At 31.7% G+C, this 23,768-nt stretch carries 23 protein-coding genes; 4 read left to right on the forward strand and 19 right to left on the reverse strand.

Annotation, left to right across the window (positions count from 1 at the left end):
• Positions 1 to 9 precede the first annotated feature (9 nt).
• From WN975_RS01150 to WN975_RS01160, 3 genes are all read right to left on the reverse strand, one after another.
• Positions 10 to 468 carry a hypothetical protein gene (locus WN975_RS01150; RefSeq protein WP_337964830.1) on the reverse strand — a complete coding sequence of 153 codons (459 nt, stop codon included), beginning with the start codon at positions 466 to 468 and terminating at the stop codon, positions 10 to 12.
• Between the two features lie 139 nt (positions 469 to 607).
• On the reverse strand, positions 608 to 1,231 hold the full coding sequence (locus WN975_RS01155; RefSeq protein WP_337964831.1) for a hypothetical protein: 624 nt from the start codon (positions 1,229 to 1,231) through the stop codon (positions 608 to 610).
• Positions 1,232 to 1,333: 102 nt separating this feature from the next.
• A complete protein-coding gene (locus WN975_RS01160) occupies positions 1,334 to 4,156 on the reverse strand; it encodes a tetratricopeptide repeat protein (protein ID WP_337964832.1) in 2,823 nt (940 codons plus the stop codon).
• A 243-nt stretch (positions 4,157 to 4,399) separates the two neighbouring features.
• On the opposite strand from WN975_RS01160, the gene WN975_RS01165 reads away from it, so the two are divergent.
• The 3 genes from WN975_RS01165 (at position 4,400) to WN975_RS01175 (ending at position 7,603) form a co-directional block, all read left to right on the forward strand.
• The gene (locus WN975_RS01165) at positions 4,400 to 6,721 is read left to right on the forward strand and encodes a GH92 family glycosyl hydrolase (RefSeq protein WP_337968974.1); all 2,322 of its coding nucleotides are present in this window, start codon (positions 4,400 to 4,402) and stop codon (positions 6,719 to 6,721) included.
• A 6-nt stretch (positions 6,722 to 6,727) separates the two neighbouring features.
• Positions 6,728 to 7,087, forward strand: coding sequence for a hypothetical protein (locus tag WN975_RS01170; protein ID WP_337964833.1), 360 nt, complete (start codon positions 6,728 to 6,730; stop codon positions 7,085 to 7,087).
• A gap of 72 nt (positions 7,088 to 7,159) precedes the next feature.
• Positions 7,160 to 7,603: a hypothetical protein gene (locus WN975_RS01175; RefSeq protein ID WP_337964834.1), complete on the forward strand. Its 444-nt coding sequence runs from the start codon at positions 7,160 to 7,162 to the stop codon at positions 7,601 to 7,603.
• 251 nt (positions 7,604 to 7,854) lie between these two features.
• On the opposite strand, the gene WN975_RS01180 is transcribed toward WN975_RS01175, so the two are convergent.
• The 16 genes from WN975_RS01180 to WN975_RS01255 all read right to left on the reverse strand — a co-directional run bounded on the left by WN975_RS01180 (position 7,855) and on the right by WN975_RS01255 (position 22,844).
• The gene (locus WN975_RS01180) at positions 7,855 to 9,714 is read right to left on the reverse strand and encodes a peptidase M61 (protein ID WP_337964835.1); all 1,860 of its coding nucleotides are present in this window, start codon (positions 9,712 to 9,714) and stop codon (positions 7,855 to 7,857) included.
• A gap of 100 nt (positions 9,715 to 9,814) precedes the next feature.
• A complete protein-coding gene (locus tag WN975_RS01185) occupies positions 9,815 to 10,093 on the reverse strand; it encodes a DUF2805 domain-containing protein (protein WP_068843242.1) in 279 nt (92 codons plus the stop codon).
• A 120-nt stretch (positions 10,094 to 10,213) separates the two neighbouring features.
• On the reverse strand, positions 10,214 to 11,041 hold the full coding sequence (locus WN975_RS01190; protein WP_337964836.1) for a sterol desaturase family protein: 828 nt from the start codon (positions 11,039 to 11,041) through the stop codon (positions 10,214 to 10,216).
• Positions 11,042 to 11,134: 93 nt separating this feature from the next.
• Positions 11,135 to 11,377, reverse strand: a complete 243-nt coding sequence (locus WN975_RS01195) for a GlsB/YeaQ/YmgE family stress response membrane protein (RefSeq protein WP_337964837.1) — start codon at positions 11,375 to 11,377, stop codon at positions 11,135 to 11,137.
• Positions 11,378 to 11,415: 38 nt separating this feature from the next.
• Complete coding sequence (gene aqpZ / locus WN975_RS01200) at positions 11,416 to 12,123, reverse strand: aquaporin Z (protein WP_337964838.1); 708 nt, start codon at positions 12,121 to 12,123, stop codon at positions 11,416 to 11,418.
• Between the two features lie 24 nt (positions 12,124 to 12,147).
• Positions 12,148 to 12,504, reverse strand: a complete 357-nt coding sequence (locus WN975_RS01205) for a DoxX family protein (RefSeq protein ID WP_337964839.1) — start codon at positions 12,502 to 12,504, stop codon at positions 12,148 to 12,150.
• Between the two features lie 87 nt (positions 12,505 to 12,591).
• Positions 12,592 to 13,488, reverse strand: a complete 897-nt coding sequence (locus tag WN975_RS01210; RefSeq protein ID WP_337964840.1) for a DMT family transporter — start codon at positions 13,486 to 13,488, stop codon at positions 12,592 to 12,594.
• Positions 13,489 to 13,710: 222 nt separating this feature from the next.
• Positions 13,711 to 14,877: a peptidylprolyl isomerase gene (locus WN975_RS01215; protein WP_337964841.1), complete on the reverse strand. Its 1,167-nt coding sequence runs from the start codon at positions 14,875 to 14,877 to the stop codon at positions 13,711 to 13,713.
• Between the two features lie 49 nt (positions 14,878 to 14,926).
• Positions 14,927 to 16,000, reverse strand: a complete 1,074-nt coding sequence (locus WN975_RS01220; RefSeq protein WP_337964842.1) for a peptidylprolyl isomerase — start codon at positions 15,998 to 16,000, stop codon at positions 14,927 to 14,929.
• A gap of 15 nt (positions 16,001 to 16,015) precedes the next feature.
• A complete protein-coding gene (gldI, locus tag WN975_RS01225; protein WP_337964843.1) occupies positions 16,016 to 16,705 on the reverse strand; it encodes a gliding motility-associated peptidyl-prolyl isomerase GldI in 690 nt (229 codons plus the stop codon).
• A gap of 4 nt (positions 16,706 to 16,709) precedes the next feature.
• Positions 16,710 to 17,714, reverse strand: a complete 1,005-nt coding sequence (locus tag WN975_RS01230) for a bifunctional oligoribonuclease/PAP phosphatase NrnA (protein ID WP_337964844.1) — start codon at positions 17,712 to 17,714, stop codon at positions 16,710 to 16,712.
• 186 nt (positions 17,715 to 17,900) lie between these two features.
• Positions 17,901 to 19,394 carry a rhomboid family intramembrane serine protease gene (locus WN975_RS01235; protein WP_337964845.1) on the reverse strand — a complete coding sequence of 498 codons (1,494 nt, stop codon included), beginning with the start codon at positions 19,392 to 19,394 and terminating at the stop codon, positions 17,901 to 17,903.
• Positions 19,395 to 19,471: 77 nt separating this feature from the next.
• A complete protein-coding gene (locus WN975_RS01240; protein WP_337964846.1) occupies positions 19,472 to 20,728 on the reverse strand; it encodes a voltage-gated chloride channel family protein in 1,257 nt (418 codons plus the stop codon).
• Between the two features lie 166 nt (positions 20,729 to 20,894).
• A complete protein-coding gene (locus WN975_RS01245; protein WP_337964847.1) occupies positions 20,895 to 21,278 on the reverse strand; it encodes a RidA family protein in 384 nt (127 codons plus the stop codon).
• Between the two features lie 341 nt (positions 21,279 to 21,619).
• Positions 21,620 to 21,928 carry a chaperone modulator CbpM gene (locus WN975_RS01250; RefSeq protein WP_121325958.1) on the reverse strand — a complete coding sequence of 103 codons (309 nt, stop codon included), beginning with the start codon at positions 21,926 to 21,928 and terminating at the stop codon, positions 21,620 to 21,622.
• On the reverse strand, positions 21,921 to 22,844 hold the full coding sequence (locus WN975_RS01255) for a J domain-containing protein (protein WP_337964848.1): 924 nt from the start codon (positions 22,842 to 22,844) through the stop codon (positions 21,921 to 21,923). The genes WN975_RS01250 and WN975_RS01255 overlap by 8 nt, the downstream gene beginning before the upstream one ends.
• Positions 22,845 to 23,101: 257 nt before the next feature.
• Here WN975_RS01255 and WN975_RS01260 point away from each other — a divergent pair, with 257 nt between their 5' ends.
• Positions 23,102 to 23,356: a hypothetical protein gene (locus WN975_RS01260; protein WP_337964849.1), complete on the forward strand. Its 255-nt coding sequence runs from the start codon at positions 23,102 to 23,104 to the stop codon at positions 23,354 to 23,356.
• Positions 23,357 to 23,768 lie beyond the last annotated feature (412 nt).

A 23,768-nucleotide genomic window follows, 5' to 3' on the forward strand; every position in this document is an offset into this window, starting at 1 on the left:
CATAACCGTTTATTTTGGAATTGCAGTTTTAGCATTTAAAATTTCGTACAACTTTTTGTTGTCATTTGACAATGAAGACCAGCTTTCTATTGACGAATACTTACACAAAATACTTGTGGAGCAATAACTGATTTCAATTGTTATATTTTCTCCAGCTCCACATGTCATTGTTCTGGTAGCAAGAGTTGGTTGATTTATGATTCGATAGGCATATTTTGCTAAACTGTCACGCTCATTTTTGGTAAAGTTTAGTTTTTTTTGGACTTGTTTGTATTTTCCATCTTTCTCCTTAATCCATTCGTCTAAAGAAGAAAAATCATCGGTTACGCAAATTTTTTTTCGCTTTGATTCAAAAATAATACTGCAATAATCTCGCAAATTCGTATTTTCATTTTCTTTTTTTTGAGAACAAGACTGAGTTATAATGCATGTCGTAATTATTGAAGCTAATAATACAAACTTTTTCATAATTTGGGAAGTTTAAGATATCTGTTCTAATTCTTTATTTAGTTCTGACGGTTTACGTTCACGAATTTTGAAACTGATTTATTTTTCGGTTAATGAAAATCAGATTTGGAATTTGGAATTTTTAGAATTGGAATTTATTTTACCCATCTTTCAACAATAAATCTTGTTCCTTTCTCAGCTTCACAACCAATTGATCAACATAAGTTTTTATTTTCTGCGGAAGCGTATTCCAATTTTGATCTTTTTTGAAACTTCTGCAATCATCTAAATCACATTCAACAGCACGAATTGCATATTTTTTGTTCTTATAAACCGTAATAATTTTCACGCGTCTAATTTCGTCATTCTCATTTCGAGTTCCATAAACGATAATTGGATCAATATAACCATCTCCATCAAGATCTTTGGTACTACAATATTTTGTCCAGAACCAAATGTTAGTTTCTTTAGGGTCAGTATTTTCTAATAAATCATTAATTCTCCATTTTTCCAGAAAACCACCATGATCATTCATTGTAGAAATCGCTTGAATCTTAGTATTTAAAGTGTCTTTTTTAGAAATAGATTTCTGATTTTCGCAGAAAAGCAATTCATAAACGCCGCCTTTATCCTGATATTCGAAAGCTTTGTAAATAGGAAAATCAGAAACTCCATTAAGTTCTCTTTGAATTATTTCGTCTTTAGTCAATCGATAACTGCTTACTTTTTGCGAAAAACTGAAAGTTGAATAAGAAAGTAGGAGAAATAAAATATAGTGTTTCATTGGATTAGGAATATTTTTTTGAGTAGTTCAAAGAAATTTAAATGGAATTTAGTTTAAGAGTATAATCACTTTGATGTTTTTTAAAATTAGATTGTATTAGTTTTATTTTTTACAACATCTTTTATATTTTATTCCACTACCACAATTACATAAATCATTATTTCTTTGTTTTGGGAGTTCTCGTTTAATAGGTTCGTTAAAAAACTCCTTTATTTCAATACCTTTTTGGTATTCTTGATCTAATTTTTCATAAACTTGATTTGCTAATATCTTAAAATTATCTTTTCCAATTTTTTTTGATATCTCAGTTATCCAATCGAGGACTAATTTTTCATCGGCTGTATTACCTGTTCCTCTCCATAAACATAGTGATTTAAAAAAATTCAATAGACTTTCTGTATGATCTGAATTATCTAAATAGAAAGATCCAATATTATTGTAAGCAGATGCTAAACCTCTTAAATTACCAATTTCTTTGCTTATTTTTATACTTTGATTAAACATTACAAGAGCTTCTTCCTTTCTATTTTGAAAATTGAAAATTAATCCGATTATATTTAAGCAGGTTATTATTCCTGCCTTATCTCCGATTTCTTCATTAATTTTTAAAGCAAGATTTATTTTTAATAATGCTTCATCTATTTCTTTTAATTTGAATAAGCTATTACCAGCATTTGTCAAATAAAGTGCTAGAGAAATCTTATCGCCATAATTTGTAGCAATTTCTATATTCTCTAAATGTATTTTTAGAGATTTTCTATACTGATGTTTACGGTCAAAAATGTTAGCTATATTATTGTTAGTACTTGTAATTCCTTCTAAATCATTTACTTCTTTTCTTATTTTTAGTGCTTTAGTAAGGTTGATTAGGGCAATGTCTAATTTATTGAAATCAGTATTGATAAGACCAATATCATTTAGCGCTCTTCCTTCTTCTTTGCGTAAATTTCTTTCTTTTGCAAATTCATATGCTTTTTCAAAAATTACCAAAGAGTTCTTCGTTTCTCCTTTTCGAAAAAGTATCTCGCCACATTTAATTATTCCTTCTGCGATAATCGTATTTTCAGTATTATTTTCTTGGGCTTTTGTAAAAAATAATAAAGCGTTATCCCATTCACATCTAATTTGAGAAATATCACCATTTAAAATATCAAATATTGGTCTTGAAATATTTAAATGATTTAGTTTATTTAGAAATTCAGTTAATAAGCCTAATTGTCCTTGTTTGATAAATGATCGTCCCTCTTTTTCAATGTAATCTGCAATCACATTCCATTCTTTCGCCGCAGACAAATGATAGAAAATTTTCTCTTCTAAAGAGGCGTTTAATATTTCCTTTCTTAAATTAATTAAATAATTAGCAGCTTTTTTATGTACAGGTTGTTTATTTTGAAGTTTTTCGTAGCTGAAAGAGCGAACTAGAGGATGTATTTCATAATAACCGTCTCTATGAGTAATAAGTAGCTTATCCATCAAGCTATCTAAAAAATAAAATATATCTACATCTTCAAATAAGCTTGTAATTTCATTTATTGTAATTTTCTCATTAAAAATCGAACATTTTAGAAAAAATTCTCTTTCCTCATCAGTTGTTTTAGGATGGTTAAAAATATCTAAGAACAGCCTTTTACTAAATTCTTCAGCTTTTTTAGAGCTACTTATTCCGGATATATTACTTAGTATATCATTAGCAGATTTTCCACGACTCATTAACCACATCGAAAATTCAATAGCTAGGGGATGTCCATCGACTCCTTTACAAACGATTTCTAAATCGAAATCTGAAATAGTTGAATATACACTGTTTGATTGCTTTATTTTTTTAGCATAATCTAGCGCGTCATTTTTTAAACCTTCAAGTCTAATTAATTGTAAAAGAGTAACTTTTTCTATTGAAGGTTCAGTTTTAGTAATTAAGACTATAGTAGCTTTAGTTAAATATTGGTAAGCGAAGTTTAAAAATTCGGCGAATGAATTATCTTCATAATCGTTATAATTATCAAAAAAGATAATGCGTTCATCTTTTTCAATCAAGTCTTTTAAACTACTATATAGAGAAAGATTTGTTTCTTTTTCTGTTTTTAAAATTTCTCCATAGCCTGCATTTTGTACAAATACATCAAAATTTGATTGAGAAGAACCATTTAGCCATACAATTCTGCTTTTATCTGGAATATTATCGTGAATAAATTTTGCAGTCAATTGAGTCTTACCAGTTCCTCCTAATCCCTGTACCCCGAAAATTCTATGAGAATTAAAAGCTTCTTTTAGTTCTTCAATTTCTTTCTCTCTTCCAGTAAATAGTTTGGATGGTTTAGGATAGTCAGCAAGAATATTTACATTAGAAGTGGAGTTATTTGTAGATATATCAATCTCTGTTTTTTTTATTTTTTGAAAAAAAAAAAGTAATGACTCTTCAATTTTTTTTACCAATGCTAAGTGATATCTATCTATGTTTGGATTTGGAATTATTGTACCATCGGTTTCTTTAAATTTGATTAAATCGGAATATGTAAAATTTTCAATTTCACTTTTTCCATAAATTTTCCCATCTGGTTTAAAAAACTGTATTTTGCTTAAATCCTCCCAGCGATTAAAATCACAAGGCTTAAATACAATTGGAACAATTAAAATACCTTTATCAACATAACGCTTATTAAATTCCTCAAATTCTTTTTCTTTTATATATTTTGATGACATAAAACCAATACTAACTAACAGTATTGCAACATTGCAATTTTGTATGTTATTTTGAATTTCTTCATCCCAAAAAGTTCCGACATGAATATTAGTATCATCCCAAATATTCCAATCAAAATGTTCTGTATTTTTAATAACCTTTTTTAATCCTTGGCTGAATACTTTAAAATAGTCACTATCATCATGTGAATAAGATATAAAAACATTAATTTTTGGATTACTCATTTTTAAATTTTATATATAAGAAAAGAAATTTCGTTGATTGAAAATTATTGTTAATTGCAAATAAATATAATGATTTTTTTTTGGTATCATTTATTATTTTTCATAAAATTTAGTTTTTGCTTTGTGTAATAAAAGCATATTTTGTTGTATTTTTCTAACCTAAAAGTATTGGTAAATCGTTTTAGTAAAAAGCCAATATTGTTCTGGACCAAAATAATATTAAAAAATTACCTGATGAATAGAATGAAATGTAAAAGTCTTCTTTTGGGATTAACCTTTTTAGCGCTGGGTTATGGCAATAAAATGAATGCACAAAAGAAAATAGAGAAACAAAATTTGATTCAATATGTCGATCCAATGATTGGTACAGCCAAGATGGGACATACTTATCCCGGCGCAACAGTTCCTTTTGGGAGCGTGCAATTAAGCCCGGAAACAGATACAATTGCCTACAGTTTAAATGGAAAATACAATGGCGAAGTTTATAAATATTGCGCAGGATATCAATACGAAGACAAAACGATTGTAGGTTTTAGCCACACCCATTTTAGCGGAACCGGACATTCAGATTTAGGAGATTTTTTAATCATGCCAACAACCGGAAAATTACAATTGAATCCCGGAGTTGCCTCAAAACCATTGTCAGGATATAGATCTGCGTTTTCACATTCGACTGAAAAAGCAGAACCAGCTTATTACAGCGTATTTCTTGAAGATCATAAAATCAAAGCCGAACTTACTGCAACGACTCGAGTTGGAATGCATCAATATACTTTTCCAAAGTCAGATGAAGCACATATTATTCTTGATTTAACTTCCGGAATTTACAATTATGATAAAAAGAATGTGTGGACATTTGTTCGTGTTGAGAATGATACATTAATCACAGGATATCGTCAGACAAACGGTTGGGCAAGAACAAGAACTGTTTATTTTGCAATGTCATTTAGTAAACCAATAAAAAGCTACGGACAAGCTGTACAGGAAAAAAGTGTTTACAAAGGTTTTTGGGGAAGATTTGATCAAACCAAAAATTTCCCGGAAATGGCAGGTCAAAACTTGAAATTGTTTTTTGACTTCAATACGGCAGAAGGAGAAAAAATCAAAATCAAAATGGCATTATCGCCAGTAAGTTCAGCCGGAGCACTTGAAAATATGAAAAAAGAAGTTCCGGGTTGGGATTTCGAAAAAGTCAAAAAACAAAGTCAGGAAGTCTGGAACAACGAACTGAACAAAATTCAGATTGAAACCATTCAAAAGGAAGATTTAGTGAATTTTTATACCTCAATGTATCACGCTTTTTTAGGTCCAACAGAATACATGGATTTAGACGGTAATTACAAAGGTTTGGATATGAATGTTCATAAAGCTGAAAACTTTAAAAATTATACGAGTTATTCTTTGTGGGATACTTACAGAGCCTTGCATCCTTTATTTAATATTGTTCAGCCTGCGAGAAATTCAGATATGATTAGTTCAATGTTGGCGCATTCAGATCAAAGTGTGCATAAAATGTTGCCAATCTGGTCGCATTATGCCAATGAAAATTGGTGTATGATTGGTTATCATTCCGTGTCTGTTGTTGCCGATGCAATCGTAAAAGGAAACGGGAATTTTGATAAAGAAAAAGCGCTTCAGGCTTGTATAAATACAGCAAAAGTTCCTTATTATGATGGTTTAGAATATTATATGAAAATGGGTTACGTGCCCGAAGACAAAAACGGATCTTCGGTTTCTAAAACATTAGAATATGCTTATGACGATTGGGCAATTGCACAGGCAGCAAAAAAGTTAGGCAAAACAGAAGTTTATAATGAGTTTATCGAAAGATCTAAAAACTACAAAAACGTTTACGATGCAAAAACAGGATTTATGCGTCCTAAATTGAATGATGGAACTTTCAAAAAAGAATTTGATCCGCTTGATACACACGGACAAGGTTTTATCGAAGGAAACTCATGGAATTATAGTTTATACGTTCCGCAAGATCCTGCTGAAATGATTAAAATGATGGGAGGAAATGACAAATTTAATGTTCGTTTGGATTCCTTATTCAGCATGCATTTACCGGACAAATATTTTGAAAATACAGAAGATATTACCAGAGAAGGAATCATAGGAAATTATGTCCACGGAAACGAACCTTCACATCACGTTGTTTATCTATACGATTGGACAAATTCACCTTGGAAAGCACAAGACAAGATCAGAATGATTCTGAAAAAAATGTACAGAAATGGTGCTGACGGTTTAGGCGGAAATGATGATTTTGGACAAATGAGTGCTTGGTATATTTTTAGCAGTTTAGGATTTTATCCAGTTGCGCCAGGTTCTGATGAATATGCTTTAGGAAGTCCATTGGTTAAAAAAGCGGTTTTTAATTTAGAAAACGGAAAAAATTTCGAAGTAGAAACGGTTAATCAATCGGATAAAAATGTGTTTGTGAGTAAAGTACTTTTAAACGGAAAACAATTAGACAAGCCTTTCTTGAAACATTCGGATGTAGTAAACGGCGGAAAAATTACTTTTTATATGAGTAATAAACCGAATAAGAAGAATTATTAGATTTTTATGGAAATAGTAATTGAAGAAGTATTGTTTTGGATGGATGGAGGAACCATAACTTTAAAAATGAAAAAAGATAATTCAGTTTTTTATGAAGTTGAATTTGTACAAAAAGTTTTATTAGAAAAAAGTAGCAGAGATTATGTTAGAGCAACGCCAGGGAGTCTTCGCTTTGATGGTAAAGATGTAGAGATTCGATCAGAATTGGAAAGAAAACTGCTATTAGAAGTTAAAGTTGCTGAACTTGGTCCAAACATTTCGAAAAAAGAAAGAGATTCCACAAAAAAAATAATATTAGAAGCTATAGATTTCGTTGAATCTGAGGATTATATAACAGTTGCCAGAAAAGTAGGTCGTATAAAATAATTTAATTTAAAAAAGAAATATAGTCAACTTTATAAAAACTTCACGAAATTTGCACTTTAAACAAAAGTAAATATGAAAATAAATCTAAAATCAGGAATTGATAAATTGCTTTTCGGAATGAAGCAGAACGATGTAACGGCTGCTTTAGGAAAACCTGATAAAAATTATAAAGACGAAGATGATAATGTGATTTTTGTGTACAACGCACAAAAAATCAGATTGACATTTTATCAGGAAGAAGACTTGAAATTGGGTTATGTAGTGGCTTCAAGTAATGATTTAGAGGTTTTTGGCTTTAAGTTAATCGGAAGAAAAATTGCTGATGTAAAGAAAGATTTGGGAACAAAAGGAATCACAAAATATACTCAGGAAACTTTTGATACTTTCGAAAATTATTTCAATGAAGACAATTGGTTTATTCTACAAACAGAATTTGACGAAGTTGTAAAATTCGAAGTAGGAGCAATCATCAATGATAAAGACGAATTTGACTGGAAATTTCCGGTTAAGAAATAAGCGTATTTTTTCGAAAAACCTTTGTCAAAGTTTTAAACTTTGACAAAGGTAAAACCAAAGAATTACACACAATCGTTGTCAGACTGAGCGAAGTCGAAGTCCGCATAGTGATTCGGCTTACGGGACTTCGACTTCGCTCAGTCTGACAAAAAAAGTCTGACAGATTTTAAAGTAACAAGAATCTAACAGATTAATAAGCACAAAAAAAACCGACAATCACTTGTCGGTTTTTTTTATGGTTTGAAAAGAAATTATCCTTTTAACCAAGCATTTCTAAGTTGCTCTTTAGAAGCGTCAGTTGCTTTAAAAGTTTCTTTTTCTTCAAAAGGTACTTTTACAGTTCCTTTGATAGTTTGCTCTTTTCCTGCACGTTTGATTTGAAGAGTGATTGCATCGTTTTCTTTCCAGTTTTCACTTTCTGTAATCAAATCATAAATATTGTCAAGACTATATGCTTTATTATTTACAGAAACAATTACGTCTCCGGCTTTTAGATTTAAGTTCGTGAAAAACACGTTTAAATCAATATCAGAACGAACACTTATTGCTTTAGTTGCTTTGTCTACAGTGATATATGGATTTTGTCCTTTGATGAAAATTGTTCCAGGAACTTTCTCAGAAGCTTTTGTAACACCAACTTTTGCTAAATAAAAATCATAAGGAATTGGAGTTGGTCCAGCCACATATTTATTCAAAAATTCTCCAACTTCAGGATATGTCAATTGCGTGATTTTTGCAAAAAGATCTTCATCATTAAATGGTTTTTCAACACCATATTCAGCAGATAATTTATGCATTAAATCAAGAATTCCTCTTTCTCCGTTGCTTTTTTCTCTAATGATAATATCAATACACATTCCAATTAACGCCCCTTTTTGGTACACATTTAAGTATTGATCTTTGTACGGCTGCTCCAATACATTTTTACTCATTACAGTAAATGGCATTGTGTCATTTAATGATTTTGATTGTTCGATTTTATCAGCGATACGAGTATAGAATTCAGTTTCGTTAATCAAACCTTGGTTGATTTGAAAAAGATTAGCAAAATATTCTGTTACACCTTCGTACATCCATAAATGTTCTGACATTTTAGGCGCATTATAATCAAAAAACTGAATTTCTTTTGAGTGGATAGTCAATGGAGTCACAATATGGAAAAACTCATGAGAAACAACGTCTTTCATCGTTTCTACCAATTTTTCTTTTGGCATAGATTCAGGTAAAACAACCGTAGTTGCAGTTGGATGTTCTAAAGCTCCAAAACCGTGTGCGTCGTCTTTTGCCATAGATGATAAATACACTAATACTGTATATTTTTTATTAGCATTTACTTTTCCTAAAAAGTTTTTCTGCGCCGTCATCATTGTCTTCATTTCCGGAGTGATGCTTTCTGCAGTAAATTTTCCTGTTGGAGAATAAACAGCGATTAAAATATCCATTCCGTTTACGTTGAATGTAGTATAATCCGGTTTTGAGTACATAATTGGATTCTCAACCAAAACAGCATAACGTGATGTTGTAAAAACGTCGCTTGTTTTACTTGCATCTTCATCAGTCATTGAAGTTGCTCCCCAAAGTGTTTCAGGATGTGTTATTGTAACTTTGTACGGAATTTCAAGTTTATCTTGGAAATAACCTACAAAACCGTGCGTGTTAACTAAAAAATTGATTCCTGCATTGATGTTTGTTCCGGCTGGCGAGAATACATCGTCGTTACCAAATCCGGTTCCTTTTTCAGTATCAAATGTGTCACCTACTAAATAAGTAACTTTTTTTAATGTTTTAGCATTCGAAATTGACCAAGAGTTATCGTCAATTCTTTTTACAGTTAATTCATTTCCTTTAGCATCAAAAGCTTTGAAACTATCAGAGTATTTTCCGTAATTATCCGTAGAATAAGTTCCCGGAACTGTTTTAGGAATGCTATAAATAATTTCGTCAGTTTTGATCTGTGGAGGAGTAACCGTTACCAGAACTTTGTCATCTTTTACATCGACAAGATTAATATTGACCTCTACAACATTGCTTTTTGCAGCGCCTGAAGAACTTCCTGTTTTACAGCTCCAAAGCGTTACTGCAAGAGCTAAAGTATAAAGTATTTTTTTCATTTGAATAAGTTTAATTATGTGTATTTGACTACCAATCGGTAAAAATGTTACAAGAAAAATTAAAATATAAAAAAAACTCCTGAAGAACAGGAGTTTCGTCTTAGTCTAGTTTGTTTTTTATATAATATTTACCATCCAAATCTTCATCAAAATCATCTATTTTAACTGGTTTTGGTTTTGGTTTATTAGCAATGGCCTTCTTTTTCCACATCTCAAATTTTTCAAGAGGCATTTTCTTTTTCATGATTTCCAGAACTTCTTTTTCTGCTAATCCAAATTCTTTCTTTATGATTTCAAATGGATTTTTTTCTTCTAAAGCTAACGAAACAAGTCTTTCCGTTTGTTCCCAATTCAATTCTTTGCGGTTACTCTTTTTCATCACGTGAAAATTAATTCAAAATAGAGGTTAATGATTAATAGATTGATTTTCAATTTAAGTATCAATATTAATAAAAAAAATAATTACTTGGTGAGTTCAAGTACGTTTTTTTTATTGTTTTTAACTGTTTTTTATAGATCTCGATTTTTGAAACGGGATTTTCAATAAATTTTTCAATTTATTATTTTCTTCAGGCAACATATGTGTGTCAACGCCATAGATTAATTTGTCTTTGGATAATGTTGTAAATGTTCCAAAAAGACGGTCCCAAACCGAAAATATGTTTCCGTAATTGCTGTCTGTATAAGGAACAACATAATGATGATGTACTTTATGCATATTGGGAGAAACTATAAAATAACTCAGAAAAACATCTAGTTTATTTGGCAGCGAAATATTGGCGTGATTAAATTGCGTCGCTACAACTGATAAAGTTTGGTACAAAAAGATCATCCACATTGGAGTTCCTACGATCAAAACTCCAAGAGTTGTAAATACAAAACGAATTACACTTTCTCCCGGATGATGTCTGTTGGCAGTTGTTGTGTCAATCCAGGTATCTGTATGATGGACAATATGAAAACGCCACAGGAATTTTATTTTATGTTGAATATAATGCGGCAAATAAGCCCCGATTAAATCCAATAAAAGCAATCCGATTAAAGTATAAAGCAAAATTGGAATTTCCGGAAGCCATTGAAGAATTCCAAAATGATTTTCAGTTGTCCATGATGCTGTTTTGATTAAGATAAAAGCCAGTAAAAAGTTAATGATAATGGTCGTCAATGTCAGGAAAAAGTTGATTCCTGCATGATGCCATTTTTTGTATTGCATCTGGAATAGGGGAAAGGTATTTTCTACGATCCAGAAAAAAGTTATTCCTCCAACCAAAATCAAACTTCGGTGTGCAGAGGGAATCGTACTGAAATATGCAATTACTTCATTCATAATACTTGAATTTAGAATAAAAATAAGAAAGAGAAAATCAAATATAAATATATCAGATTTTCTCTTTCAAAATATGGTCACTTATAAAAGTATTTATGCTTTTTTTACGAGACTAATTAGAAATAATAGCACCCATGCACCTCCAACGGCTATAATAATTTGCCAAAGCAATCCACCGCCGCCAATACCGAGTCTTCCGGCAATCCAGCCGCCAATGATTCCGCCAACAATTCCAACGATGATATTACCAAGTAATCCAAAGCCTGCGCCTTTCCAGATTTGGCCTGCTAACCATCCTGAAATGGCTCCTATAAGTAAAAAGTATAAAAATGCCATAGTATAAGTTTTTTAGTTATGATTTGTTTATAATGGGATTAAGCTTCAGCGTGGTTTTGTAATAATGTTTTATAAATAAATCCGGCGACTATTGCTCCTAAAATTGGTGCGACCCAAAATAACCAAACTTGAGATAAAGGTTCTCCTCCGGTAAAAATTGCTTGTGACAATGATCTCGCAGGATTTACTGAAGTATTGGTAATTGGAATACTGATTAAGTGAATTAAAGTCAAGGCTAAACCAATTGCGATTCCTGCAAATCTTCCGTTTGCAAATTTATCTGTAGCGCCAAGAATTACCAATAAGAAGAATAATGTCAGAACAAACTCAGCTATAAATGCAGATTGTAAAGAATATCCATCAGGAGAAAATGCGCCAAAACCATTTGAAGCAAAAGCTCCGGCTTTAGTATTATCAATTACATTTCCTGCTTTTCCAGACCAGATTATAAACAACGTTCCCGCAGCTGCTAATGCGCCAACACATTGCGAAATAATGTAAGGCAATAGATCTTTTGCCGGAAATCTTCCTCCAGCCCATAAACCGAAAGATACAGCAGGATTAAAATGTCCGCCTGAGATATGTCCAACTGCATAAGCCATCGTTAATACGGTTAAACCGAAGGCCAAAGCAACACCAGCAAAGCCAATACCCAGATTAGGAATGCCGGCAGCAAAAAGAGCGCTCCCGCAACCACCGAAAACAAGCCAATAGGTTCCGAAAAATTCTGCAAATAATTTTTTCATAATAAAATAATTTAATGGTTAATATTAAAAGGTGTATTGGTAAGCCCAATACACGAAAATAATCTGTAGGAACAAACGTACAAATAAAATCCATTTTGGCAAGCCGAAACTCGCTTTTTTATTTTGAAACATGAATAAGTTAGCAGGAAATACAGCAATTAAGAGTAAAATGATACCCCAAGCTGCTAAATGCGTTGTAGGATGAAACAGCAAAAGTATGCCAAGAATTATTTCGGCAGCTCCGCTTATGGTATTTATTAATTTAGGGTTTTTAAATGCGGGGGGAATGATTTTGATATACATTCCCGGTTTTCTAAAGTGATTAAGTCCGGCAACTATATAAAGAAAAGCCATTAAATATAAATGCCAGGGTAGATTCATGATATGTTATTGTTTATCACGAATTTATAAAAAAATTAACAATTATAACATTACAAGACGCTTTTTTTTCGTGTCTTGCAAATTAGGCTATTTTTTAGACTTGAAATTTACATTCATAATAATTATTGCTAAAATAATTAATACAATTCCAACCCATTGAGAGAAGATAACTTGCTCGTTTAATAAAACGTAAGCCATCATAACAGAAACCGGAAGTTCTAGTGCCGAAACAATACTTCCTAATCCAATTCCGGTTAACGGGAAACCTGCAGTCATTAACATCGGAGGAATAATAGTTCCGAATAAAGCCAGTATAATTCCCCATTTCATGAAAATCTCAAAGTTAAAAGGGGTAACCTGAGTTGCAAATGCAAATGAGAACACAATAATAGATCCTCCCAAAAGCATGTATAAGCTTCGTTGAGCTGATGAAATTTCAGTAGCAACACTATTTGCAGTAAACATAGTTGTAGTAAAAGATGCAGCCGCCATAACTCCCCAAGCAATACCTCTCCAATCTAATTGTATATCGTTATGAATAATATTGGTTGCCAAAACAGTACCAATAAGTACAATAATTACAGCAATGACTTTTTGTTTTGAAGGTAATTTTTTTTCTAAAATCATTTCAAGTAAAACACCCATCCAAACTGTTTGCATTAAAAGAACAATACCAATAGATACCGGAATATATTTTACGGCTAAGTAATAGAACAAACTTGTCATTCCTAATGAAGTTCCTGCAAGCATTAAACTAAATATATTTTTTTTGGAAGCTTTTACAACTTTGTCTTTATGTTTTACTTTTTGAAAAGCATTAATCAATAAAATACCAATAATTCCAAGTATAAATTGAGATGTTGTTACTTCGGCAGTTGTATATCCTTCAGAATAGGCCATTTTTACGAAAGTAGCTAACATTCCGTAAGTTGTTGCTCCTATTGCAACTAAAAATACTCCCTTTAATACGTTGTTTTGTGACATCTTATACTTGTTTGATTAAAAAAATAAAGCCGGCAAAGGTAAGCTATTTTGTTTAAGAATTAGCAGAAAAAGGTTATAAACATTATTATCGCTATAGTTTGATGACTTATTTTTATTCTAAAATTATGAATTTGATATAATTACCACACGAATAAAAATAAGAAACCCATCAAAATTTAGATTTTGATGGGTTTCATTATATAAGATAAAATAAACTTGTTGTTATTTTACAACAGGCTGATTTTGATATACTTCAATTTCGAAAATCAAAGTTGCGTTTGGTGGAATTACTCCTCCGGCACCTTTTTCTCCGTAAGCTAAATTTGCAGGAAGAATGAATGTCGCTTTTTCTCCGTCAGTCATCATATCTAATGCTTCGATAAAACCAGGAATCATTCCGTCTTTTTTACCAACTTCAAAAGGAAACGCTTTATATCCGCCTTGTGAATCTCTTGCAGCATTATATTGACCGTAAGCTTTTGCTACACTTGGTAAACTGCTGTCAAAAAGATTTCCGTCTTCAAAATAACCTGCATAATGAAAGTAAATTGTAGATCCCGGAGCACCTTTTACGCCAGTTCCTTTTTTTGTAATTACATATTTTAAACCAGATGCAGTTGTAGTAGCTGCGGCTTTTGTTGCTGCAAAAGAAACTGCTTTTTCGGAAGCTACTTTTTTAGTTAGTTCTTTTTGAGCTTCTAGTTTTTGAGCTTCTAATTTTTTATCAGCTTCTATGTTTTTTTCATAATCGCTAAAAACTTTTACAGCGTCAAATTTTTTGGCAGCAGCGCCTTTGCGTGTAATAACGATTTTTGTGATCACATCATCCTGAATAATTTTATTTACAACGTCCATTCCAGAAACTACATGACCAAAAATAGTATGTTTTCCGTTAAGCCATTGCGTGTCTTTATGTGTGATAAAAAATTGACTTCCGTTTGTTGCAGGTCCAGAGTTAGCCATTGCTAAAATTCCGCCTTTATCAAATTTCAATTCAGGAACAAACTCATCTTTAAATGCATATCCCGGATCTCCAGAACCATTTCCTTGTGGATCTCCACCCTGAATCATAAAGTCATTGATAACTCTGTGAAATTTTAATCCGTCATAAAAAGGCTTTCCTTTTTTGCTTTCAACTTTTACAAAAGGGTTTTTACCTTCTGCCAAAGCGATGAAGTTTGCAACCGTTACAGGAGCTTTTACATATTCTAATGTTAAAACAATATCTCCTTTTGTAGTTGAAATAGTAGCAAAAATACCTTCAGCAGGATTTGTTGCAGGAGCTGCTTTTGCTGTTGCAGGTTTTGGTTTTGCAACCAGTTTTTTTGGTGCCTGAGCTTGAATATTAGCTATTGCCAAGCAAAATAAAAATAGAAATTTAAATTTCATAGTATATCGAATTTAAGTCTGTAATAACGTTTTAAAGATAAGAATATTATTACGGTTTCTCTAATAATTGTATTTCGAAAATAATATTAGCATTTGGCGGAATAACTCCTCCTGCTCCGGTTGCTCCATATGCTAAATGAGATGGAATAAAAAGAACTGCTTTATCTCCAAAAGAAAGTTGCTCGATTCCTTCAATAAATCCAGGAATCATACCGTCTTTACGACCTGCCTGAAACGGAATTGGTTGGTATCCGTGTTGTTCAGCTCTTGCCTGATCAAACTTTCCATAAGCTTTATTAACTTCTTCTACACTTGAATCAAACAAAGTTCCGTCTTCTAAGAAACCAGAATAGTTAATGTAGATTTGAGTTCCTGCAGCTGGTTTTTTACCATTTCCTTTTTCAGTAATTACAAACTCTAAACCAGTAGTTGTTTTTGTCGCTTTTGGTCTTACAGAAGCCAAATAAGCTACTTTTTCTTTTTGAACACCGTCGTATTTGCTTTTTTCTTTTGCGATTTCAGAAAAATAATCGTGAAATACTTTTACAGCATCAAACTTCTTTGCAGCTTCACCATTTCTGATGATAGTTACAGTAACAATTTTATCGTCTTGTTTAACTTGATTTACAACTTCCTGACCTTTTTCTACAACGTGACCAAAAATTGTATGTTTTCCGTCTAACCAAGGAGTTTCAACGTGTGTGATAAAAAATTGGCTGCTGTTTGTTCCAGGACCATTATTTGCCATCGCCAGAACTCCACCTTTGTCAAATTTAAGATCTGTGATTTCATCTTTAAATCTATAACCTGCATCTCCAGAACCAGTTCCTTCAGGATCTCCGGTTTGAATCATGAAATCTTCAATAACTCTGTGAAATTTTAATCCGTCATAAAAGTGTTTATTTTTTAAATAATCTTTTGTCACGAATTCATTTTTACCTTCGGCAAGAGTTACAAAGTTAGCAACCGTAATTGGCGCTTTTTTATAATCTAATTCTACAATAATATGTCCTTTATTAGTTTCAATATCAGCATATAAACCATCAGGTAAATTGCTGTGTTCGTCTTTACAAGAATAAAATGAGGTAACGGCTAGTAGTAATAATAAAATACTTTTTTTCATTTTTAAAATGTTTTTTTATGGGTTTATTGTATCTTTTTTAGCTTTAGGTGCTGGTTTTACGGCTAATGGTTTTGGTATAGCAGGCGGTGGAGTTTGTCCTCCTGCAGTTTGCGCAGCAGTAGTTTGTCCTGCCGGAGTTCCTGTTTTTGCCGCTGCAGGATCCGGTACAAAATTTCTAAGTGTAACTGTGCAAATTAAGGATTGATTAGTACCAATTTTTTTATTGTCTCCATGATATCCGTAAGCAATATGCGATGGAAATAAGAAAGTTACCGTTTCGTTTTTGTGCATCAGTTTAATACCATCGCGCAATCCCATCATGATATCTTGTTTGTCTACATAATAAGTTTGCGGTCCAAGATCAGCTTCAGAATAAATAATATTGCCTTTTATATCTTTTACTTCCAAATTAAAATAAGCGATATCACCTTTTCTAGGTGTTGCAAGATCGGTTTCATTTTTTTCATCATAAGAAAACCAATATCCTTTTCTGGTAGCAAAATATTTAGTTTTAGGATTGCTTTTGATTATTTTTTTGATAACCTCTTCTTCATTCGCAATTATTTTTTTGTTACGATCAACTGATTTTTTCATGAAAGTTCCCGAAGTCCTTGAAATAGGTCTTCTCGCATCTTCATGCTGTTTACAGCCAACCAGTAAAACAGCAAAAAGTAGGGTGTAAATGCTTGTTTTTAGGTAGTTCATGGGGTTATATGTTTAGTTTGGTTACTAAATTTTCAAATTTTGTCAAAGTTTCTTCCATCGAAACATCAGATCTTCCGCCGGCAGCATTGCTATGTCCGCCTCCGTTAAAATGATCTCTCGCAAACTGGTTCACATCAAATCCTCCTTGCGAACGGAAAGAGATTTTGATGATTTTCTCGTCTTTATTTTCGATAAAAATAGCAGTAAAAAGAATACCTTTTATACTTAAACCATAATTTACGATTCCTTCAGTGTCACCTTTTACATAATTAAAAGAATCCAACTCAGCTTGAGTAAGCGAAGTATAAGAGGTTTTATGCTCTTCAAAAACTTTCATGTTTTGCAAAGCACGACCTAATAATTGCAAACGGCTGTAAGAACTATTATCAAATAATAAAACCGGAATTTGAGTATTTTCAACTCCTAAATCAATTAATTCAGCAATGATTCGGTGCGTATTTCCTGTTGTTCCCGGAAAACGAAACGAACCTGAATCAGTCAAAATTCCTGTATAAATACACGTTGCAATTGTTTTGTCCAGATCTTCTTTTTTGCCTAAAAACGAAATGAAGTTATAAATCATTTCGCAAGTTGACCCAAATGTAGTATCAGAATACATAAAAGCAGCATAATCATCAGGTTTTTGATGATGATCAATCATGATAAATGGAGCCGTTAGCTTTGCTAAAGTGTGTTCCATTTCGCCTGTACGATGAAAAGCATTAAAGTCGAGCGTAAAAATAAGCTCAGCTTCTTCTAATATTTTGGTGCAGTTTTCAGTATCTTTTTCAAATATTTTTACAGTTTCTGAGCCTGGTAACCAAGCTAGAAAATCAGGAAAATCGTTCGGTGCAATTACAGTTGCCTGATGATTATTTTTTTGTAAAAAATGATATAATGCTAAGGTCGAGCCCATAGCGTCTCCATCAGGACCTCTATGCGGAATTATGGCGATTTTCTTTGGGGTTGCGAGTAATAATTGTATCGCTTGAATATCTTGTATTTTCATAGTGTGCGAATTTACATTTTTTTAATGTAATGTTGAAATCATTTTGCAGATTAACACACTTTTATAAGTTGTCAGTTACAGTCAAAATTTTCAGTTTTTAGAATTTCAGGTTCTGTGTTTTTAATTGATGATAATCAGACCGAAAATTATTTTGTTTGATACGCACAGAAGAATTTCGCTTTTAATTTAATTCTTGGCTCTTGCTTTATTGATTTTATTCATAACACTTGCAATCTTAAAGTTAAGTTCAAGCATTTTTTCATCATAAGCGCTGCTGCTTTCAAGGATCTTTTGATAAGCCAATTCATATAAACTAATTCTCAATTTGCAATATTCTATAAATCTTTGATTTTGTTCATGAATTTCTTTTGGAAGATATAATTTATCAAGTTCTGTTATCAAAGTGATACATTCATTCCAATAATAAATACCGCGATCTTTGATTAAATATAAGGTGCTTTCTTTATTTTCAGAATATGAATTACCATATTGAACACTATAAGCTTCCAAAGCCATGTTTTCCATATCGGTGAATTCCTGCATCCTTTTTTCATATTCCATAACCTGATAAATATAAACCTGAGAACTTCTGAAGTTGAAGTATAAAAAAACAATTGCAATTGTAGCCGTAGAAGTGATAAAAGCTACTGCGTAATTTCGTTTTTTTCCAAAAGCAAAAAGGATTAAACCAAATAAAATTCCAGTTGAAAATCCGCCAATCGGTTGTGCATAATTAATGGTATCAGTAAAACTGAAGCAAACAATTAAAAGAACTAAAAACACAATTGGGAATATTGATATAATGTTTATTTTCTTTTTTAAAGTTCTAAAAATAAGCGCAATAAATAAAATCCCGTACAAACCAAAAATAGCGCCAGATGCGCCAGCACTTACAACATCTTTATCCCAATATAAACTGCTTAAATTGCCAATTATACCGCAAAATAAATACGTAATAAGAAATCCCCATTTCGTTAAATAAGATTCTAAAAGCAAGCCAACATAAGCTAAAGCAACAGTACTAACTACAAGATGAAAGAAATTAAAAGGAACAAAGCACGCAGAAAGTAATCGCCACCATTGATTTTCACTAGTCAACGGACCTTGATTTCCTCCCCAATCAATTATTTCCTGAATTTCTGGAGAAAAGAAATGAACTCCGGAAAATAACATAATCAGAAAATACAGAATATTTAAATAGATTAAAATTGGAGTAATGACATAGTTTTTAGTCGGAATAAAAATGGAGAAAAAAGAATAAAATGAAGTGATATTTTGTTCCGTTTCTTTAACAGATAAAAGGTTTTTCTGCTCAATTTTAAGATCTTCAAGAAAAGCATCTTTATCCAAATTTATATTTGAAATATTTTTTAATTCTTCGAAATAAAGTTCTAAAAAAGAATCAGTATTTTTTTTATTTCTGCCACAATCATAAAATTGATTTCCATTTGACGAACTTGTAATTATGGCAGTTGCTTCTTCTTCAAAAGCAATAGAAATAGTTTCGTTCCAAGTGTTTTTATTATTTTTTGAAACTGCAATAATTTCGTTTTCATCAATACTAATTAAACTCCAATTTAGTTTTTGGCAGATAATTATTGCTTTCAGAATAAATGTTGATGGAGGTAAATTGTTTAAAGGCGTTAGTTGAGAAAAGGAAGCAGGAAATCCGAAAGCCATTTGTAGTTTGATTTGATTTAGCAAAAACAATACTACAAAAAAAAGTAGTACTTATTCTAAAAAACAAAAATATTTGTTTACAAATGCTGTAGCTCTTCTTTTTTAAATTTCTGATACAATTTATATTTCGCTCCTTTAACAATTTGCGATTTATAAATTCCCACAGAACCTGAAGAAAAATAAGCGATTGTACAGGCAATTGCAATGAAAATTCCGGGTTGAATTCCAAAAAGTTCCATGCCCATAATCGTGCAAGCGATAGGAGTATGGGTCGCGCCCGAAAATACTGCAACAAATCCTAATCCTGCTAAAAATGCAATTGGCAACGGAATTATCAAGGATAAAGCACTTCCTAAAGTAGCACCAACAAAAAATAACGGAGTCACTTCGCCGCCTTTAAAACCTGCGCCTAAAGTAAAACCTGTGAACAGAATCTTCAATAAAAAATCATACCAAGGATTTGCATTCGAAAATGAATCTACAATCACAGGAACGCCCAATCCTGAGAATTTCGTAAATCCGAAACCTGCAATTGCAATGGCAAGAATAATTCCGCCAATAAAAGGACGTAACGGAGGATATTTTATATTTTTCGAAAAAAGCGAACCCCAAAAATGAGTGCTTCTAGCAAATAATAAAGCCGAAACTCCGGATAAAATTCCAATTATAATAACATAACCAACAGTCGAAATACTAAAGTCGGGAACAACAGGAATGCTGTAATGTGTATGTTTTATGTGCCAAAATTCTACCGTAAAATAAGCTGCATAAGCCACTAAAAAAGATAAAATAATGCTTTTAAGATCGATTTTGCTGAAATATAAAACTTCTAAAGCGAAAATTGCGCCCGCCAACGGAGTTCCAAAAACAGAAGCAAAACCGGCACTAATTCCCAAAATGATTAAAATCTTTCTTTCGGAATTATCCAATTTAAAAATCTTAGTAAATTGATCGGCAATTGCGCCGCCCATTTGTACAGCTGTACCTTCGCGACCGGCCGAACCTCCAAATAAATGCGTAAGTAAAGTTCCTAAAAGTACTAAAGGAGCCATTTTTAGCGGAATCACTTTCTGAGGATTTTCATATTCTTCAAGCAATAAATTATTGCCTTTTACAACAGATTCTCCCCAATAGTAATAACTCAAACCAACTAATAATCCGCCAAAAGGCAAAAGCCAGATAATCCAATCGTGCTGAATTCTAAATTGTGTAACAAATTCCAGAGAAACCAGAAAAAATGCAGATGCAGATCCTGATAAAATCCCTATTAAAACGCAAATGAGAATCCATTTGAAAACTGAAAGAAGTATTTGTTTTGGGTTTTGAGAAGTCATTAAGTTTAGTTTTTCCGCCACGAATTTCACAAATTTTCACAAATTAAAACATTATAAATCAAAGAAAATAGAATAATCATTTTAATCTTTTTAATCTGTGGCAAAAAAATAATTCGAGCTAATTCGTGAAATTCGTGGCAAAAAAAATATTCGTGGTAAAAATAAATTACTGTACAACAGCAGTAAATTCAATTTCAACTAAATATTCAGGAGCAACCAATTTACTGATTTCATAAAATCCGGTTGTAGGTTTTACATCTTTAAAAAACGCTGAGTGCGCTTTTGCTACATCTTCAAAAGTAGAAATATTGGTTGTAAAGATTCTCGTTCTGATAACATCTTTCATTCCAACATTCAAATCTTGTAAAACTTTTTCAACACGTTCCAGAATGTTATAGGTTTGAGCATAAGCGTCGTCCGCCTTTACTTTATCGCCATCAACAATAGCCACAGTTCCTGAAACTTCAATAATATTGCCAATTCTTACTGCACGACAATATCCCATTTTGTCCTCCCAAGGTGATCCTGTTAAGATGTTTTCTCTTTTCATTTTTTAAGTTTTTTTGAATTTGTTTTAGCATTTTTAAAAACAAATTCCGGTTCGTTAATTTCGCTGCAATTTATAAAATATGCAGCTGAAAAGGAATTATATTAGATTGAAATCAATTCGTAAAACATTCTTTTTTGTGATATTTTGAGAGTAAATAAAAGATGCTTTTTTCCACTCCTTAATATTTATCTGTGAGTATAAGTAAGCTTTCTTTTTCTAGTAGAGAAGCAAAATCCCCAAAAGTCTTTCACGCAGATTTAAAAATATTTAAGCAGATCAACACAAATTTTTATTAAAAATAAATCTGCTCAAATCTGCAGAATCTGCGTGAAACAAAATCTTTATTCCTCGATTTGATGCTGTTCATAAAGACGAAGCTTATTTTGTGTCGTCGTAAGATTTTGTTGCAAGGTTTCGATTTTGTCCAATAAATTAGCAATAACATCAATACCTTCAATGTTGATTTTAAGATCATAATGAAGGCGAATCATTTTCTCTACAGCAGGCAATTGTTCCGGTTGTAAATATTCATCTTCTTCAAGAACAATAATTTGCACCAAACCATAATTATGCAATTCCGTTATAAAAGTATTTTCGATTTCGTGATACACACAAAACTGTTTTATTTGAATTAAGTTTTTACTATTCATGACTTCTTAATTTAGCTAATTCCTGAAATAATTCTTTTTCTTTTTGAGATAATTTAGTCGGAAGTTTTAAAGTATAAGTAATGTATAAATCTCCAAACTGATTCTCTTTTTTATACACCGGAAAACCTTTTCCTTTCAGTTTGACTTTAGTTCCCGGTTGCGTTTCGGCAGGAACTTTTATTTTTACTTTTCCATCAAAAGTATTCACGAAAATCTCTCCGCCCAAAATTGCAGTATATAAATCCAGATCAATATCGGCATATAAATTATTGCCTTCACGTTTAAAATCAGAATTATTATCAATTAAAAAAGTAATGTACAAATCTCCATTTGGACCGCCATTTGCGCCGGGAGCGCCGTGATTTGGAATCTTTATAATTTGTCCGTTTTCAACTCCGGCCGGAATTGTAATTCGGATATTTTTGCCGTTTACAGTTAAGTTTTGTTTGTGCGTTGTATAAGCCGATGCTAAATCTAATTGCAGTTCTGCATTAAAATCCTGTCCTCGATATTTTGCCTGACTTCTGGAACTTCTTCCCGCAGAACCATACATAGAATTAAAGAATTCAGAAAAATCACTTCCCGAAAAATCTCCACCGCCAAAATCAGTATAACTTTGATTTCCGCCTTGTTGTTGTCTCGAATATTGTTGCTGGTTAGGATCGTAACCCGCTTTTTCAAACTCATCAGCATGTTTCCAGTCCTTTCCGTATTTATCATATTTTTTACGATTTTCAGGATTGCTCAAAACCTCATTAGCCTCATTTATTTCCTTGAATTTTTTCTCAGCCTCCTTATCATTCGGGTTTAAATCCGGATGATATTTACGAGCCATTTTTCGATAAGCCTTCTTAATTTCAGCTTCAGTCGCTGATTTTGTTATTTCCAGTACTTTATAATAGTCGATATAATCCATTTTATAAGATTTTATTAAAGAAATTAAAGTCTTGAAGTTAGGAATAAGTTGGTAATTATCAAAATTTTATATTTTTTAAATAAGGAACTTGATATATAATGCCAATTGTTTGTTTTTAATATAATTCTTACAAATATATTTTTCTAAACATAGAATATTGTCTATAATTGCAAGAGAATTAATATAGACTATTGTCTATTTCTTTAAGACAATTAAAAGATGATAAAGAAACCACAGCAATAATATATTTTATAATTATGAGAAAATTATCTTTTTTAAAATCGACAATTAGTTTTGTTCTTTTATTTACGATGTCAATTTTATTGGCAGGTTGTAGTTCTGGTAGCGACAGTGATTATGTGCCATCGAATGCCAATAATTTTAATGTAGAGGATTTTGTTTTAACATATACACCACAAAAAATATATGGCGATTATCTTGTAATCGATTTTAATATAAAAACACTTCTAAAACATCTTATTCGAAATATGAGCAAGGAAATTTCACGGTAAAATTTACGGCTAAAACTACTGATGGAGAAATTTTTCAGAGAAGTACATATGTAGAATATGTTGAAGCGGGAGTAACCTATACAGATAATGTACATCTTAATTATACAGTTGGTAAAACATTAAATCTTAAAACATTGACCGCGGTTATTGTTAGGGATTAGTTTAGTATAATGTTGTTATAATGAAACATAAGTATTTTTTTATTTGATTTTTTATTTTTTTCAGTAATCCGACTTGTGAAAATGAGTCGGATTTTTTTGTTCTTATTATGAATTATCATTGGAGAAAATTCAACAAGACAATCTTTTTGGCAGGTTTTTTGATTCCAAAAATTAGCCTAATATATTGTTATAATACTCTTAAAGTTGTAGCCCCTAATTAAATTATGCTATTTTTGTGATGCTATACTTAG

It is taken from the genome of uncultured Flavobacterium sp. (genome assembly GCF_951805225.1).
Taxonomy (GTDB): domain Bacteria; phylum Bacteroidota; class Bacteroidia; order Flavobacteriales; family Flavobacteriaceae; genus Flavobacterium.

Coding starts and splice junctions, on each gene's coding strand:
- WN975_RS01240 (WP_337964846.1), bottom strand. CDS start 20,728: ATGACTTCTCAAAACCCAAAACAAATACTTCTTTCAGTTTTCAAATGG.
- WN975_RS01255 (WP_337964848.1), bottom strand. CDS start 22,844: ATGGATTATATCGACTATTATAAAGTACTGGAAATAACAAAATCAGCG.
- WN975_RS01150 (WP_337964830.1), bottom strand. CDS start 468: ATGAAAAAGTTTGTATTATTAGCTTCAATAATTACGACATGCATTATA.
- WN975_RS01190 (WP_337964836.1), bottom strand. CDS start 11,041: ATGAATGAAGTAATTGCATATTTCAGTACGATTCCCTCTGCACACCGA.
- WN975_RS01230 (WP_337964844.1), bottom strand. CDS start 17,714: ATGAAAATACAAGATATTCAAGCGATACAATTATTACTCGCAACCCCA.
- WN975_RS01260 (WP_337964849.1), top strand. CDS start 23,102: ATGAGAAAATTATCTTTTTTAAAATCGACAATTAGTTTTGTTCTTTTA.
- WN975_RS01185 (WP_068843242.1), bottom strand. CDS start 10,093: ATGAAAAAGAGTAACCGCAAAGAATTGAATTGGGAACAAACGGAAAGA.
- WN975_RS01180 (WP_337964835.1), bottom strand. CDS start 9,714: ATGAAAAAAATACTTTATACTTTAGCTCTTGCAGTAACGCTTTGGAGC.
- gldI (WP_337964843.1), bottom strand. CDS start 16,705: ATGAACTACCTAAAAACAAGCATTTACACCCTACTTTTTGCTGTTTTA.
- WN975_RS01155 (WP_337964831.1), bottom strand. CDS start 1,231: ATGAAACACTATATTTTATTTCTCCTACTTTCTTATTCAACTTTCAGT.
- WN975_RS01210 (WP_337964840.1), bottom strand. CDS start 13,488: ATGTCACAAAACAACGTATTAAAGGGAGTATTTTTAGTTGCAATAGGA.
- WN975_RS01245 (WP_337964847.1), bottom strand. CDS start 21,278: ATGAAAAGAGAAAACATCTTAACAGGATCACCTTGGGAGGACAAAATG.
- aqpZ (WP_337964838.1), bottom strand. CDS start 12,123: ATGAAAAAATTATTTGCAGAATTTTTCGGAACCTATTGGCTTGTTTTC.
- WN975_RS01235 (WP_337964845.1), bottom strand. CDS start 19,394: ATGGCTTTCGGATTTCCTGCTTCCTTTTCTCAACTAACGCCTTTAAAC.
- WN975_RS01215 (WP_337964841.1), bottom strand. CDS start 14,877: ATGAAATTTAAATTTCTATTTTTATTTTGCTTGGCAATAGCTAATATT.
- WN975_RS01195 (WP_337964837.1), bottom strand. CDS start 11,377: ATGGCATTTTTATACTTTTTACTTATAGGAGCCATTTCAGGATGGTTA.
- WN975_RS01205 (WP_337964839.1), bottom strand. CDS start 12,504: ATGAATCTACCCTGGCATTTATATTTAATGGCTTTTCTTTATATAGTT.
- WN975_RS01165 (WP_337968974.1), top strand. CDS start 4,400: ATGAAATGTAAAAGTCTTCTTTTGGGATTAACCTTTTTAGCGCTGGGT.
- WN975_RS01160 (WP_337964832.1), bottom strand. CDS start 4,156: ATGAGTAATCCAAAAATTAATGTTTTTATATCTTATTCACATGATGAT.
- WN975_RS01175 (WP_337964834.1), top strand. CDS start 7,160: ATGAAAATAAATCTAAAATCAGGAATTGATAAATTGCTTTTCGGAATG.
- WN975_RS01220 (WP_337964842.1), bottom strand. CDS start 16,000: ATGAAAAAAAGTATTTTATTATTACTACTAGCCGTTACCTCATTTTAT.
- WN975_RS01250 (WP_121325958.1), bottom strand. CDS start 21,928: ATGAATAGTAAAAACTTAATTCAAATAAAACAGTTTTGTGTGTATCAC.
- WN975_RS01170 (WP_337964833.1), top strand. CDS start 6,728: ATGGAAATAGTAATTGAAGAAGTATTGTTTTGGATGGATGGAGGAACC.